Source organism: Roseivivax sp. CAU 1761, assembly GCF_054482755.1.
In genome coordinates, this window is the sequence record NZ_JBTLRM010000007.1 from 1 (window position 1) to 13,758 (window position 13,758).

Below are 13,758 nucleotides of genomic sequence, written 5' to 3' on the forward strand. Positions count from 1 at the left end.
CGCTCGTTCTCCTTCTCCAGCTCCTTAAGGCGCTTCATCTGGTCGGTCTTCAGCCCGCCAAACTCCTTGCGCCAGCGGTAATAGGTGAACTGCGTCACGCCGATCGACCGCACCGCTTCGGCCGCGGCGGCATGGAGGCCGCTGTCGCGATGGTGGGCGCGTCGTCCATTGCCGGCATGGCAGGCGGCACGATCGGTGCCGAATGCGTCATCTGTGCAATAGGCTGGACGACAGCCGAACTGGCGCCTGCATCCAGCAGGGAGCGAGCCGTCTTGAAGGCCGGTGACGGGCTCTCGAAATCGCCCTGATCGCGGCGGAGGTTCTCCTGCTCGGCATCATGCATGACGCGGAGCGCGCGGAACGCCAGCCGCTGCCAGTCGGAATCGGCTTCGTCGAGGGGAACTCCGAGACGCTGAGCGACCTCTCTCAGGGGGTGCCGCGCCTTTTCGCGGTCTCGGGTCGCAATCGCATGCCGCAGCGTCGCCATGGCAGCGTTGGCGCAAGCGAGGTCGAAGGCTGCCGCTTCCGGCGTCCGCTGAGGTTGCATCTCGCGCGCTACATCGGCCGCTTCGATGAGGAAGCGGCAGAGCTCCACCAGGAGCCTTTCCATGATGTCGGGCGCGATCGCCATTGTTCTCTCCGTCACTCCGGCGAAGGCGATGTCGCTCAGAAGCGTAAGCTTCTGAGCGAGGGCCTTCGCGTCGGGGAGGACGTGGGAACGAAGGGAAAGGACGAGTGACACTTTTTTTGATGGGGTGCAGGTCTTCAGCACCCGGCGCGGCCAGCGGCGACGCCAATGGAAGCCCGAGGGCCGATATTCGAGGTGCGATTGTGCCGAGACCTGGGACCGCATGTCTTCGACTCCTGTGCCAGCGTTTGTGCCAGGCGGGGGGACAGGAATCGTGCCATGAGCGGCACCCTGCGACTCTCGTCACATAAGTGCCAATCTTTTCGGTGATTTAGGGAAGATTGGCTCCGGCGGTAGGGATCGAACCTACGACCAATTGATTAACAGTCAACTGCTCTACCGCTGAGCTACGCCGGAACACGGGGGCCGTATAGCAACCGCGATTCCGGGCGTCCAGAGGGGTGGCGCAACTTTTTTCGTTCGCGTCGGATTCAGTCGGTTAGGGCGAAGCGGCCGCCGGCGGAGAGCGGCTCGGGCGGGGTGGCGAGGCCGCGCGCGGCGAGATCGACGAGGTGGGCCAGCACGTTGCGGGCGGCGGCCGGGAGCAGCGCCGGCGGGGTGTCGCGGTAGAGCCGCGCGGCAAGGCCGGCGGCGGTCTCGGGGCCCTCGGCGAGCGCTGCGAGGATGGCGGCCTCGCGGCCCAGCCGGTGCCGGCGCAGGGCCTCGAGCCGGGCCGCGGGATCGGCCACCGGGGCGCCATGGCCGGGCAGGAAGCGGCGCCAGGGCCGGGCCTGCAGACGCGCCAGCGAGGCCATGAAATCGGTCATGTCGCCGTCCGGCGGCGAGACCAGCGAGCTGGCCCAGCCCATCACCAGATCGCCGGTGAAGAGCCGGTCCTCCCAGGCGAAGCAATGGTGGTTGCCGAAATGGCCCGGCGTGTGATGCGCGACGAGGCTCCAGCCCTCGCCGGCCACCCGGCCGCCATCGGGCAGGGCGATGTCGGGGGCAAAGCCCGCATCGACGCCTTCGCCACCCGCCAGCCCGCCGGCCTCGGCGAGCGCGGCCATGCGCGGCGAGCGGCCCGCGCGGGGCCCGCCGAAGGCGTAGACCGGGGCGCCGGAATGCCGGGCCAGCGCCCGGGCCAGCGGCGAATGGTCGAGATGGGCATGGGTCACCAGGATCGCGGCGATGCGCTGGCCGGGCTGCAGCGCGGCGAGGAGCGCCGCGAGGTGGCGGGGATCGTCGGGTCCGGGATCGATCACCGCGAGGTCGCGCGTGCCCACCAGGTAGGTATTGGTGCCGCGGAAGGTCATAGGCGACGGGTTCGGCGCGAGGATCCGCCTGAGCCCCGGCTCCAGCTCCTCGGCCCGGCCGGGGTCGGGTCGGAAGGACGGGTCGGGATCGTCGGTCATGGCGGCTCCTTGCGGTTCGGGTCCCGGAAAGCCGCCGGGCGGCGGGGCAAGTTTGCCGTTGCCGCGGCGGCCGGGACGTCTAAGCCTATGGCCATGATCTTCCGATGGCTCAAGCGTTACGTCCCGCGGGGCATCCAGGCCCGGGCGCTGCTCATCCTGGTGCTGCCGGTGGCGACGCTGCAGATCGTCGTCTCGGTGATCTTCATCCAGCGCCACTTCGAGGGCGTCACGGTGCAGCTGACGCGCGAGATCGCCAACGAGATCGGCGCGGTGCTGGAGACCGGCGATGCCGGGCTTGCGGCCCGGCTCGACCTGCCGGTGGAGCGCCAGCCCGAGGCCGACCTGCCGGAGGCGGATTTCCGGCGCTGGTTCGACTTTTCCGGCCTCGTCGTGATGCGCGAGCTGCGCGACCAGGTCGCCGGTGTCGAGCGCATCCTGTTGCCCGACGACCGCCGCGTGATCCTGCATGTCCGGCGCGGCGACGCGCAGTACCGGCTGGTCTTCGACCGCGACCGCGCATCGGCACCGAACCCGCACCAACTGCTCGTCAACATGCTGGTCTTCGGCGTGCTGATGACCTTCATCGCCTATCTCTACCTGCGCAACCAGCTGCGCCCGATCACCCGGCTGGCGCATGCCGCCGAAGCCTTCGGGCGCGGCCGCACCGAACCCTACGCGCCGTCCGGCGCGGTCGAGGTGCGGGCCGCGGGCAATGCCTTTCTCGACATGCGGACCCGGATCGAGCGGCAGATCGAGCAGCGCACCGCGATGCTGTCGGGGGTCAGCCACGACCTGCGCACGCCGCTGACGCGGATGAAGCTGGCGTTGTCGATGCTCGACGAGGAGGACCGCGAACCGCTGGAGCGCGACGTCGCCGACATGCAGGCGCTGATCGACGCCTTCCTCGACTTCGCCCGCGGCGATGCCGAGGCCGGGGCGCCGGAGCCGGTCGACCCGGTGGCGCTGATCCGCGACGTGGTGGCGGATGCGGCGCGCGGCGGGCGGGCGGTGACGCTCGGCACGGTGGAGGCGCCGGAGACGGCGCTGGTGACGCTGCGGCCGGTGGCGATCCGGCGCGCCGTCGACAACCTGATCGGCAACGCGGTGCGCTACGGCCGGCACTGCGAGGTCAGCCTGCGGCTGGGCGAGCGGTCGCTGCGCATCCGGGTCGAGGATGACGGGCCGGGCATCGCCGCGGAGCGCCGGGAGGAGGCGATGCGCCCCTTCACCCGGCTCGACCCGGCGCGCAACCAGAACCGCGGCACCGGGGTCGGGCTGGGTCTGGCCATCGCCGCCGACATCGCGCGGGCGCATGGCGGGGTGCTGCGGCTGGGCGAGAGCCCGCGCCTGGGCGGGCTGATGGCCGACATCGTCATCGCGCGCTGAGCGCGGAACCGCGGCGGTTCCCGACCGAAGCCGCGATCCGGCGCCCGGGCCGGGCTGCCGCGGCATCCGGGGCAGGGCGGCCGTCGTGGGGGGCTGGGTCGAAATCCGCTGTCGGCCGAGCGTTCGGCCCCGGCGCCTTCCGCGCAGATCGCCGGCGCTTGGCTTACCGCGCGCGACGGCAGCGACGGCGGGGCGGCCGAGTGCCCGGTGCCGCCGCGCCAGCGCTGGGAGGATGGCCGGACGGGGGCTCACTCCGCCGCGGCGGCAAGGAAGCGGTTCAGCGCGGCGCGGTCGAGCGGCTTGAGCAGCCGGTCCAACCCCAGCGCCCGGCATTCCGCCAGCGTCGCCTCGCCGCGGTCGGCGGTGATGATGGCGGCGGGCCGCGGGCCGTGTCGGGCGCGGATGATGCGGTAGAGTTCGGTCCCGGTGACGCCGTTGCCGAGCTGCTGGTCGAGCAGCAGCGCGTCGGGGACGAGGTCGAGATCCTCGAGCAGCGCCTCCGCCGCCTCGGCATCGCCGGCCTCGATGACGTTGACCCCCCAGCTTTCCATCAGCAGGGTCAGGGCGCGGCGCAGCTCGGCATCGTTCTCGACCAGCAGCACGATCAGCCCGGTGCCGGCCAGCCCGTCGGCATGCGGCGCGGGCACGGCGGGGCGCGGCCGGTCGGCGGCGCGGCCGGCCATCGGCACGCTGACCATGAAGCAGGAGCCGCGCCCGGGTTCGGAGACGAGGCCCAGCGGGTGGCCGAGCCGGGCACAGGCGCGCTCCACGATGGCAAGCCCGAGGCCCAGCCCGTCATTGCTGCTGGCGGTGCTGTCGAGCCGCTTGAACTCCTCGAAGATCGCGCCCTGATCCTCTTCGGCGATGCCCGGGCCGGTATCGTGGACCTCGATCCGGACGGTGCCGCCGCGGCGCCGGGCGCCCACCAGCACCCGGCCGGTGCTGGTGTAGCGCACCGCGTTGGCCATCAGGTTCTGCACCACCCGGCGCAGGTAGGAGGGGTCGCTCTGCACCACCAGCGCGGAGGGCACGATCTTGAGGCTGAGCCCCTTGAGCGCGGCCAGCACCGCCATCTCGTCGCCCAGGGGGCCGAAGATCTCCTCGAGCGCGACGGGGCGGATGTCGAAGCGCAGCCGGCCGGATTCGAGCTTCGAGATGTCGAGCAGGGCGTCGATCAGCCCCTCGGCGCTGGTCAGCGCCGCCTCGGCCTTGGCCAGCACGTCGCGGTCTTCGGCCCGCTCAAGCCGGTCGGCCAGCGAGGTGACGAAGAGCTTGGCGGCCGACAGCGGCTGCAGCAGGTCATGCGACGCGGCCGCGACGAAGCGGTTCTTCGAGGCGTTGGCACGCTCCGCGGCGGCCAGCGCGTCCTCGAGCTCGAGCGTGCGCTCCATCACCCGGCGCTCCAGTTCCTCGTTCAGCTCGAAGAGCCGGGCCGCCGCCTCGCGCTCGGCGGTGACGTCGGTGACCGAGATCACGAAGCCGCCATCGGGCATGCCCTGGCCGAACACGTCGAGCATTTCCCGCGGCCCGTGCCGGACCTCGAAAGAGATCGGACCGCGCGGCCCGCGGGTCGCGGCCCAGGCGCGGAAGCGGTCGCGCGTGTCGGCGCCGACAAAGGCGAAATCGACGCTCAGGCGGTCGATCAGCGCGTCGAAATCGGCGCCGATCCGGAGCCATTTGGCCGGCATCGCGAGCAGAGCGCCGATGCGCTGGTTCCAGCCCATCAGCCGTCCGTCATGGTCGAAGATCGCCACCCCCTGGTTCAGGTGGTCGAGCGTGGCGCGGATCATCCGGGCCTGGTCGTCGCGCAGCCGCGCGCGTTCCTGGCGTTCGATCCGCACGATGTCGGTGACGTCGGTCTGCACCACCACGGTGCCGCCATTGGCGGTGCGGTGCTCGCTGACCTGCATCCAGCGGCCGTTGCAGAGCTCGGCGTTGAACATGGCGTGCTGGTCGCGGTGCCGGCGCAGCCGCTCCGCCGCCCAGGCCTCGGGGCTGGATCCGTCGGGCCGCCGCAGCAGCGCGCTGCGGCTGACCCCGGCGACGTACTCCTCGAAGGACAGGCCGGGCCGCAGCGCCGGCGTGGTGTCGCGGAAATCGCGGCAGAAGCGCGAATTGCACATCACCAGAACGTCCTCGGGATCGAACAGCGCGAAGCCCTCGCTCAGCGTCTCGATGGCGTCGGCGAGGTTGCGCCGCGCGGTCTCGGCCTCGGCATTGGCGCGCGCCAGCCCGGCATTCGACTGGTTCAGCAGGTCGAGCGCCCGCTCCAGCTCCAGCGTGCGCTCGCGCACCCGCTTCTCCAGCAGCGCGGCGCGCTCGAACTGGGCGTAGGCGGCGCCCGATTGCGCGGTGTCGTGCTCGACCCGCCGCATCAGCACCTCGGCGATGATCTCGAGCTTCTCGATCTGGCGTTCGGGCGGGTCGGCGGGATTGACGAGGGACATCGGCGATCAGGTCTGCGCGGGCGGATAGAGGGCGACCCCGGTCAGGGTCTGGTTGACATGCAGGGCGCCGTGCTGCTCGCCATAGGTCGAGAAGCCGACGACGCGGTGGCGGGCGAGGATCTCCGACACCGCGCGGGTGCGCTGCGTCTGCCGGGCCTCGATCTTGCGCAGCACGCAGTCGCAGGCGAGGATCCGGGCCGGCGCGTCGGGCCCGTCGAGGCTGGCCAGCGCCCCTTCGAGATGCTCGGCCATGTCGCCCGGGGTGGCGAGGGTCAGCACCATGCCCTCGTTGATGGCCGAGAAGAATTGCAGCTCGCCCGCCTCGTTGACGCGCTGGATGGCGCGCACGTGGTGGCTGTCGCCAAGGCGGACGACCACCGGATGCGCGGCGAAGGTGAAGGGGTCGAGCTGGCCCGGATCCTTGCCCAGCAGCCGGGCATATTCGCGAGCCGCGGGCTCGGCGTTGATCTCGCGGACCACGCGGCGTTCGGGATCGGCGGCGGTGACCACCATCCGCGTCCCGGTCGGGTGCAGGTGGTCGAAGCTGAAGACCCGCACCGGGCAGTGACTGCGCAAGAGCGCCACCAGCGCGCCGCCCTCGACCTCGCGACCGTTGCGCGACAGCCGGGTGCGGCGGAACCGCGTGCCGTCACCGGCCGAGCCGCCGAAGAGCGGGATCGGTCCGAGCCCGGCGGCCAGCATCGCCGCCAGCTGCTCCTCGCGCATCGACAGACCGTCGGCGAGCAGGAAGGCGAATTCGTACTCCATGCCCGGCGCCGCGCCGGTCAGGCTCATCCGCTCCTCGACCAGCCGGTCCGCCACCCGGATCTCGTCGATCCGGTCGAGTCCCTCGATGGCGTGGCTGCGCGCCGCGAACAGCGCGTCGGGAAAGCCCAGGGCGATGATCTGGCCGTCCTCGTAGCCGTTCCGCCCGATCTCCCCGGCGGTCGAGCAGGCCAGCACCTCGGCCGCCCCGAAGCGCCGGGCGGCGGCCCGGGTGAGGGCGGCGAAATCGGCATCGGGGGCCACGAAGAGACAGACCAGCGCGAAGGGGCCGTCGCCCAGCTCCGCCGCGAGGCGGGTCACCGCATCGGGGGCCCGGGCCTCGACCTGGGCCACCCGCAGCACCTCCGCGGCGCGCGCTCCGGCGGCGATCTGGGCTCCTTCCACGGCGATCGGCTTTCCTCCTGACCCTGCCGCAGGCGGCGGTCGGACGCGAGGTTAGGCGTCGCGCTCCGAGCTTGGCAAGACCTTGTCGAAGCGGGCATCCTGGGCGATCAGCACCGCCTGGGTCCGGCTCTGGACGCCGAGCTTGCGCATGATCGCGGTGACATGCGCCTTGACCGTGGTTTCGGCGATCGACAGCTCCCAGGCGATCTGCTTGTTGAGCTTGCCCTCGCAGATCAGGGCCAGGATGCGCGCCTGCTGGTTGGTCAGGCTGGCCAGCCGGGTCAGGGCGTCGCTCGGCGCGGCGCGGTCGGCCTCGGGGTCGATGAAGCTCTCCGGCACGTAGCGCTCGCCGGCGACCAGCGTCTCGAAGGCGCGCCGGAACACGCCGCGCTGCGAATGCTTGGGCACGAAGCCGTCGGCCCCGGCCTTCAGCGCGCGGCTGATGATGCGGTCCTCGGCCATCGAGGAGGCGATCAGGATGATCGCCCGCGGCGCCGCGGTGCGCAGCCGGATCAGTCCGTCGAGCCCGTGCACGTCGGGCAGGTTCAGGTCGAGCACGATGAAATCCGCCGGGTGCTCGGCGAGCCGCTCGAGCCCGGCCTCCAGCGTGCCCGCGGTCTCCACCCGCTCGAACTCGTTGATCGAGGTCAGGGTGAGCGTCAGGGCGTCGCAGAACAGCGGATGGTCGTCGATGACCAGCGCGGCCCGCGGCCTGGCGCGCGGGCTGGAGGCGGCAATGCGTGTCATCTGCACCGGTCTTGTCCCACTGGCATGGCCCGACCCTAGCCGCCCGGGGCGGCCGGGTCTCTTGGCCTAAGGTCTCGGTTCAGCGCTCCGGGATCAGCCCGCGCGGCGAGAATCGCAGCACCAGAAGCAGGATCAGCCCCATGGTCAGCAGCCGCATGTGCTGCACGCTGTCGATCAGGTGCGCCTTGAGCGGCCCCGGCGACATGCCGGCGGTGATCGCCCCCATCAGCGCCTGTCCCAGCGGTTCGACCTGCACCCAGAGGAACCAGATCAGGAAGCCGCCCAGCACCGCGCCGTAATTGTTGCCCGAGCCGCCGACGATCACCATCACCCAGATCAGGAAGGTGTAGCGCAGCGGCTGGTAGGTCGAGGGCGTGAGCTGACCGTCGAGCGTGGTCATCATCGCCCCGGCGATGCCGCAGATTGCCGAGCCCAGCACGAAGACCTGCAGGTGGCGCCCGGTGACGTCCTTGCCCATCGCCCGCGCCGCGGTCTCGTTGTCGCGGATCGCCCGCATCATCCGGCCCCAGGGCGATTTCAGCGCCAGCTGCGCCAGCACCAGCACGATCACCAGCACGATGGCGAAGAGCACGCCGTAGCCTGCCTTGACGTAGAGCGTCGAGGCGGTGGTGGCGTCGACCCCCCAGCCCGCGGCGCGCTCGACGAAGGCCGGGTCCTGCTGCAGCTCGTATTCGTAGGGCACCGGACGGGGCAGGCCGATGACGTTCTTGACGCCGCGCGCCAGCCAGTCCTCGTTCTTCAGCACCGCGATGATGATCTCGGCGATGCCGAGCGTCGCGATGGCCAGGTAGTCCGAACGCAGGCCAAGCGCGGTCTTGCCGATCGCCCAGGCGGCGCCGGCGGCCAAGAGCCCGCCCACCGGCCAGGCCAGCAGCACCGGCAGGCCGAGCCCGCCGAGATAGCCCTGGGTCGCGGCGTTGACGCTCTCGACCGCGGCCGAGCCCGGCAGGAACACCATGCGGTAGAGCACGAAGCCCGCGATCAGGATCGCCGCCACCGCCCAGCCGCGGCGCCGCCGGGCCAGCCGCTTCCAGGCCAGGACCGCGGCGCCGATGGTGGCGGCGCCGAGCACGAGGCCCGCGACGACGCGCAGGCCGCCGGCCTCCCAGGCCGCCGGCACGGGCGGCATGGAGACCAGCACCACGGCCAGCCCGCCCAGGGCCACGAAGCCCATCACGCCCACGTTGAAGAGCCCGGCGAAGCCCCATTGCAGGTTCACCCCGAGGCTCATCACGGCGCTCACCAGCCCCATGTTGAGGATCAGCAGCGCGGAGTTCCAGCTCTGCACCAGACCGGTGCCGAGGATCAGCGCCGCGACCAGCGCCACCATCAGGAATGTGCGGGCGGAATGGCTCATACCGATTTCCCCTGGAAGAGGCCCGTGGGGCGGAACAGCAGGACGATGACGAGGATCACGAAGCTGACCGCGAACTTGTAGTCGGTGGCCAGGAGCTGCACGAGCCCGTCCGGGGCGAGGCTGTCGGGCAGCATGTAGGTCAGAACCTTCTTCCAGGCATAGGTGATGCCGACCTCGGAGAACGCGATGACGAAGCCGCCGGCGATGGCGCCCAAGGGCGAGCCGAGCCCGCCGACGATCGCCGCGGCGAAGATCGGCAGCAGCAGCTGGAAGTAGGTGAAGGGCTTGTAGGTCTTGTCGAGCCCGTAGAGCACGCCGGCGATGGTGGCGAGCGCGGCGACGATCAGCCAGGTCACCCGCACCACCTTCTCCGGGTCGATCCCCGACAAGAGCGCCAGGTCCTCGTTGTCGGAATAGGCCCGCATCGACTTGCCGGTGCGGGTGCGGTTGAGGAACCAGAACAGCAGCGCCACGGTGATCAGCGCGGTGACCAGGGTCAGCGCCTGGGTGGAGCGGATCACCAGCGGCTCGGCCAGGCCGGTCAGTTCGCGGAACTGCCGCGCGCTGATCAGGTAGCGGGCGCCGTCGGCGAAGTTCTGGTCGTCGGGCCCGATCACCAGCCGGGTCAGGCCGTTATAGACGAACATCACCCCCATGGAGACGATGACGAGGATCACCGGCACCGCCTTCTGCGCCCGGTAGAAGCGGTAGACCGCACGATCCGTGGCTAGCAGCAGCACCGCGCAGGCGGCGATGCCCACCGGGATCGCCAAGAGCGCCGTAGGCAGCGGCCCGAGGCTGATGCCCAGGCCCTGCAGCCCCCAGGTGGCGAGGATCGCCGCCATGGTGCCGAAGGCCATGGCATCGCCATGGGCGAAGTTCGAAAACCGCAGGATGCCGTAGACCAGCGTCACCCCCAGCGCCCCCAGCGCCAGCTGCGAGCCATAGGCCAGCCCCGGGATCAGCACGAAATTCGCCAGCGCCACGAAGGCGTTCAGTAGATCCATCACTCACTCTCTCGGCAATCGCCGTATTCGGTGACCTGGAAGCCGCCCGACACGGATTGTTCGCTGTAGATGGCGGTGCCGTCCTCGCCCAGGGTCAGCAGCGCCACGGCGCCGTTTTCGGGCGCCGAGACGAAGGCGCGGTGGCCGTCCTCGGCGCCGAGCGGCGCGAAATCCCGGTCCCCGCCCGGGGAGACCAGACGCAGCCCGCCGCCCGCCGGCACCAGCCGCGCCGTCCAGTCCGAGGCGGTGCAGGGCTCGGTGCCGAAGCACAGCGTCGCGAAGGCGCAGTCGTAACCCTGCGCCGCGGCCCCCGCGGCCCCGGCCGCAATCGCGCCCGGCAGGGCCAAGGCCAACCATGCCGCCCGCGCCCTCATCCGCCGAGGAAGCTCCGCCGCACCTCGGCATCGGCCAGCAGGTCGCGGCCGGTTCCGGTATGGGCGTTGGCGCCCTGCACCAGCACGTAGCCCTTGTCGGCGATCTCCAGCGCCTGGCGGGCATTCTGCTCGACCATCAGGATCGGGATGCCGGTGCGCGCCACCTCGATGATGCGGTCGAAGAGCTCGTCCATGACGATGGGCGACACCCCCGCGGTGGGCTCGTCGAGCATCAGCACCTTGGGCTGGGTCATCAGCGCCCGGCCCACCGCGACCTGCTGGCGCTGCCCGCCCGACAGCTCGCCGGCGGGCTGGCGGCGCTTCTCGCGCAGGATCGGGAACAGCTCGTAGACCTGCTCCAGGGTGCCGCGGATGTCGTCGTCGCGGATGAAGGCGCCCATCTCCAGGTTCTCCTCGACGCTCATCGAGGTGAAGATGTTGGAGGTCTGGGGCACGAAGCCCATGCCCTTCTTGACCCGGTCCTGCGGGCTCAGCGCGGTGATGTCCTCGCCGTCGAGCCGCACCGCGCCCTGGCGCAGGTTCAGCATGCCGAACACCGCCTTCATCGCGGTCGACTTGCCGGCGCCGTTGGGGCCCACGATGACCGCGATCTCGCCCTTCTCCACGGCGATGGTGCAATCGTGCAGGATGTCGGCGCCGCGGCCGTAGCCGCCGGTCATCGCCTCGCCGATCAGGAAGGGCCCGCCCGGGGCGGGCCGCGCCGCGCCGCCCTGGGCGGGCCGCGCCGCACCCTGTCCGGCCGGGTTGGTGATCGAGCGGTCGCGGTTGCCGCGGTCGTCGGTCAGCGGATCGGCCACGCCGCACCCCCTGCTTCTTCTGAGTGGAAATATCCCGGGGGTGTGGGGGCAGCGCCCCCACGTCCCGCGCGCGCCGCCATCACGCCGTCTCCTTGTTCTTCAGCCCGGTGCCGAGATAGGCCTCGATCACCCGCTCGTCGGCCTTGATCTCGTCGATCGTGCCCTGGGCCAGCACCTTGCCCTCGGCCATGACGATGATCGGGTCGCAGAGCTTGCCGATGAAATCCATGTCGTGCTCGATGACGCAGAAGGTGTAGCCGCGCTCGCGGTTGAGCCGCAGGATGGCGTCGGCGATGGTCATCAGGAGCGTCCGGTTCACGCCGGCGCCGACCTCGTCGAGGAACACCACCTTGGCGTCCACCATCATCGTGCGGCCGAGCTCGAGGAGCTTCTTCTGCCCGCCCGAGAGGTTGCCGGCGCGCTCGTCCCTGAGATGCGAGATGGTCAGGAAGTCGAGCACCTCGTCGGCCTTCTTCAGCAGCGCCGCCTCCTCCTCGGCGATCCGCCCGCGGCCGAACCAGGCGTTCCACAGCGTCTCCCCGGCCTGGCCGCCGGGCACCATCATCAGGTTCTCGCGGCAGGTCATGGAGGAAAATTCGTGCGCGATCTGGAAGGTGCGCAGCAGGCCCTTGTGGAACAGCTCGTGCGGCGGCAGGCCGGTGATGTCCTCGCCGTCCATCATCACCTGCCCCGAAGTCGGGGGCAGGGCGCCGGCGATGACGTTGAACAGCGTCGACTTGCCGGCGCCGTTCGGTCCCACCAGCCCGGTGATCGAGCCGGTGGCGATCTCGAGGCTGGCGCCGTCCACGGCCCGGAAGCCGCCGAAATGGCGGTGCAGGTTGTCCACCCGGATCAAGACGTGTCTCCCCTTGCGCGGGGTTCGGCCCGCGTCTGTCTCCTTGGGCCGCGGCCCCGGTCGCCCGGGGCCGCGCCGCGTTTCAGCCGATCAGCGGAACTCGACGGTCTCGAAGCCGCCGCCGGTGATCGAGTAGTAGCGGTAGGTGCCGGCGGCCTCGCCCGGGCCGATCAGCTCGACGTTGGTGGCGCCGACATAGTCGATCTCGCCGCCCTCGGCGAGGATCTCGAGCGCCCGGCCCAGCTCACCCGGCATGATCTTCTCGCCCGGCTCGTTGGCCACGTCCATGATGTTGGCGGCGGCGGCGGCCGAGGTCGCCTCGCCGCCCTTCATCATCGCCAGCGCCAGCAGCGCCGCGGCATCGTAGCTCTCGCGGGTATAGGTGCTCTCGGCGTTGACGCCGCCGGCCTCGGCGACCTCGGCAAAGGCGGTGGCGCCTTCGCCCTCGGACCACGGCACGGCGCCGTAGGAGCCTTCCAGCACGTCGCCGAGATCGGCCAGGAGCGCGTCGGAATACATGCCGTCGCCCAGCATGAAGGTGTCGAAGGACCCGCTGTCCACGGCGGCCTGGATCATGCCCTTGCCGCCGCTATCGGCGTAGCCCAGCACCACCAGGACGTCGCCGCCGGCGGAGGCCAGCGAACCGATTTCGGCCGAGTAGTCGGCCTTGTTGTCCTCGTGCGGCGCGACCAGGGTCACCGAGCCGCCGGCCTCCTCGAAGGCGGCGACGAAGCTGTCCGACAGGCCCTTGCCGTAATCGTTGTTGGTGTAGGTCACGGCCACCGAGCTGACGCCCTGGTCCTGCAGGATGCCGGCCAGCACCTCGCCCTGGCGCGCATCGGAGGGCGCGGTGCGGAAGAACAGGTCGTTGTCCTGCGCCTCCGACAGGCCCGGCGAGGTCGCCGAGGGGGAGATCATCGGCACGCCGTTCGGCACCGCCACGTTCGACAGGACCGCGCCGGTGACGCCCGAGCAATCGGCGCCCATGATCGCCACCACGCCGTCGGTGGTGACCAGACGCTCGGCCGCGGCGGTGGCCGCGGCGCTGTCCACGCAGGTCGAATCCGCCCGCACCGGCACCAGCGTCTTGCCCTCGAGGAAGTTGCCGCTGTCGTTGATCTCGGTCAGCGCCAGTTCGGCGCTGGCGGCCATGCCCGGCGTCAGCGATTCGATCGGCCCGGTGAAGCCGAGAATGATGCCGATCGGCACCTCGCCCTCGCCCTGGGCGGCGACCGCACCCGCGGTCAGCGCCGAGGCGGCGGTGGCCATAAGCAGCTTTTTCATCGTGGATCTCCCTGGTGGAACATTGTCCTGGCGCGAAACCTAAAAGCCGCCTTCGCGAAAGAAAAGCCTTCTCGCAGCGGAAGCCCGCGTTGCCGAGCGCGCCGCGGATTCGCAATTTTCGCAACGCCGGGCCCGGCCGGCCGGCAAGAAGCCGGAACGGGGCGCGCGAGCCATGCGCGCCGGGCAGTGCGGACGTGATTCTCGCGCATGGGCCGCGAGCGGGCAGGGCTGGCGGGCAGGGCGGGGCCGGG

12 protein-coding genes, 1 tRNA gene and 1 pseudogene are annotated in these 13,758 nt (G+C 71.0%); 1 reads left to right on the forward strand and 13 read right to left on the reverse strand.

Features of this window, described 5'->3' with window-relative positions; all coding sequences use genetic code 11:
- From ACXYMW_RS06290 to ACXYMW_RS06305, 4 genes and pseudogenes are all read right to left on the reverse strand, one after another.
- A pseudogene (locus ACXYMW_RS06290) lies at window positions 1-128 on the reverse strand (transposase); the annotation flags it as partial.
- Window positions 95-853 carry a hypothetical protein gene (locus ACXYMW_RS06295; RefSeq protein ID WP_459034448.1) on the reverse strand — a complete coding sequence of 253 codons (759 nt, stop codon included), beginning with the start codon at window positions 851-853 and terminating at the stop codon, window positions 95-97. The gene ACXYMW_RS06295 and the pseudogene ACXYMW_RS06290, both read right to left, overlap by 34 nt.
- Window positions 854-970: 117 nt before the next feature.
- A tRNA-Asn gene (locus tag ACXYMW_RS06300) sits at window positions 971-1,045 on the reverse strand.
- A gap of 74 nt (window positions 1,046-1,119) precedes the next feature.
- Window positions 1,120-2,040: an MBL fold metallo-hydrolase gene (locus ACXYMW_RS06305; protein ID WP_459034449.1), complete on the reverse strand. Its 921-nt coding sequence runs from the start codon at window positions 2,038-2,040 to the stop codon at window positions 1,120-1,122.
- Window positions 2,041-2,133: 93 nt separating this feature from the next.
- On the opposite strand from ACXYMW_RS06305, the gene ACXYMW_RS06310 reads away from it, so the two are divergent.
- The gene (locus tag ACXYMW_RS06310) at window positions 2,134-3,426 is read left to right on the forward strand and encodes an ATP-binding protein (protein WP_459034450.1); all 1,293 of its coding nucleotides are present in this window, start codon (window positions 2,134-2,136) and stop codon (window positions 3,424-3,426) included.
- Window positions 3,427-3,674: 248 nt separating this feature from the next.
- Here the strand turns inward: ACXYMW_RS06310 and ACXYMW_RS06315 are convergent, their stop codons facing one another.
- The 9 genes from ACXYMW_RS06315 to ACXYMW_RS06355 all read right to left on the reverse strand — a co-directional run bounded on the left by ACXYMW_RS06315 (window position 3,675) and on the right by ACXYMW_RS06355 (window position 13,507).
- The gene (locus ACXYMW_RS06315; protein WP_459034451.1) at window positions 3,675-5,873 is read right to left on the reverse strand and encodes a hybrid sensor histidine kinase/response regulator; all 2,199 of its coding nucleotides are present in this window, start codon (window positions 5,871-5,873) and stop codon (window positions 3,675-3,677) included.
- A 6-nt stretch (window positions 5,874-5,879) separates the two neighbouring features.
- Window positions 5,880-7,043: an FIST N-terminal domain-containing protein gene (locus tag ACXYMW_RS06320; RefSeq protein ID WP_459034452.1), complete on the reverse strand. Its 1,164-nt coding sequence runs from the start codon at window positions 7,041-7,043 to the stop codon at window positions 5,880-5,882.
- A 51-nt stretch (window positions 7,044-7,094) separates the two neighbouring features.
- Window positions 7,095-7,790 carry a response regulator gene (locus ACXYMW_RS06325; protein WP_459034453.1) on the reverse strand — a complete coding sequence of 232 codons (696 nt, stop codon included), beginning with the start codon at window positions 7,788-7,790 and terminating at the stop codon, window positions 7,095-7,097.
- Window positions 7,791-7,869: 79 nt separating this feature from the next.
- Window positions 7,870-9,168 (reverse strand): branched-chain amino acid ABC transporter permease, encoded by a 1,299-nt coding sequence (locus ACXYMW_RS06330; protein WP_459034454.1) that lies wholly within the window; start codon window positions 9,166-9,168, stop codon window positions 7,870-7,872.
- A complete protein-coding gene (locus ACXYMW_RS06335) occupies window positions 9,165-10,175 on the reverse strand; it encodes a branched-chain amino acid ABC transporter permease (protein WP_459034455.1) in 1,011 nt (336 codons plus the stop codon). The genes ACXYMW_RS06330 and ACXYMW_RS06335 overlap by 4 nt, the downstream gene beginning before the upstream one ends.
- The gene (locus tag ACXYMW_RS06340) at window positions 10,175-10,528 is read right to left on the reverse strand and encodes a hypothetical protein (RefSeq protein ID WP_459034456.1); all 354 of its coding nucleotides are present in this window, start codon (window positions 10,526-10,528) and stop codon (window positions 10,175-10,177) included. Before ACXYMW_RS06340 ends, ACXYMW_RS06335 begins: the two co-directional genes overlap by 1 nt.
- A gap of 17 nt (window positions 10,529-10,545) precedes the next feature.
- Window positions 10,546-11,367: an ABC transporter ATP-binding protein gene (locus tag ACXYMW_RS06345; protein WP_459034457.1), complete on the reverse strand. Its 822-nt coding sequence runs from the start codon at window positions 11,365-11,367 to the stop codon at window positions 10,546-10,548.
- A gap of 79 nt (window positions 11,368-11,446) precedes the next feature.
- Window positions 11,447-12,223 (reverse strand): ABC transporter ATP-binding protein, encoded by a 777-nt coding sequence (locus tag ACXYMW_RS06350; RefSeq protein ID WP_459034458.1) that lies wholly within the window; start codon window positions 12,221-12,223, stop codon window positions 11,447-11,449.
- A 90-nt stretch (window positions 12,224-12,313) separates the two neighbouring features.
- Window positions 12,314-13,507, reverse strand: a complete 1,194-nt coding sequence (locus ACXYMW_RS06355; protein ID WP_459034459.1) for an ABC transporter substrate-binding protein — start codon at window positions 13,505-13,507, stop codon at window positions 12,314-12,316.
- Window positions 13,508-13,758: the final 251 nt, after the last annotated feature.

Bases quoted from the DNA above. Each gene is read 5' to 3' on its own strand.
- ACXYMW_RS06330 (WP_459034454.1), bottom strand. From the start codon at position 9,168: ATGAGCCATTCCGCCCGCACATTCCTGATGGTGGCGCTGGTCGCGGCG.
- ACXYMW_RS06335 (WP_459034455.1), bottom strand. From the start codon at position 10,175: ATGGATCTACTGAACGCCTTCGTGGCGCTGGCGAATTTCGTGCTGATC.
- ACXYMW_RS06325 (WP_459034453.1), bottom strand. From the start codon at position 7,790: ATGACACGCATTGCCGCCTCCAGCCCGCGCGCCAGGCCGCGGGCCGCG.
- ACXYMW_RS06355 (WP_459034459.1), bottom strand. From the start codon at position 13,507: ATGAAAAAGCTGCTTATGGCCACCGCCGCCTCGGCGCTGACCGCGGGT.
- ACXYMW_RS06310 (WP_459034450.1), top strand. From the start codon at position 2,134: ATGATCTTCCGATGGCTCAAGCGTTACGTCCCGCGGGGCATCCAGGCC.
- ACXYMW_RS06295 (WP_459034448.1), bottom strand. From the start codon at position 853: ATGCGGTCCCAGGTCTCGGCACAATCGCACCTCGAATATCGGCCCTCG.
- ACXYMW_RS06305 (WP_459034449.1), bottom strand. From the start codon at position 2,040: ATGACCGACGATCCCGACCCGTCCTTCCGACCCGACCCCGGCCGGGCC.
- ACXYMW_RS06315 (WP_459034451.1), bottom strand. From the start codon at position 5,873: ATGTCCCTCGTCAATCCCGCCGACCCGCCCGAACGCCAGATCGAGAAG.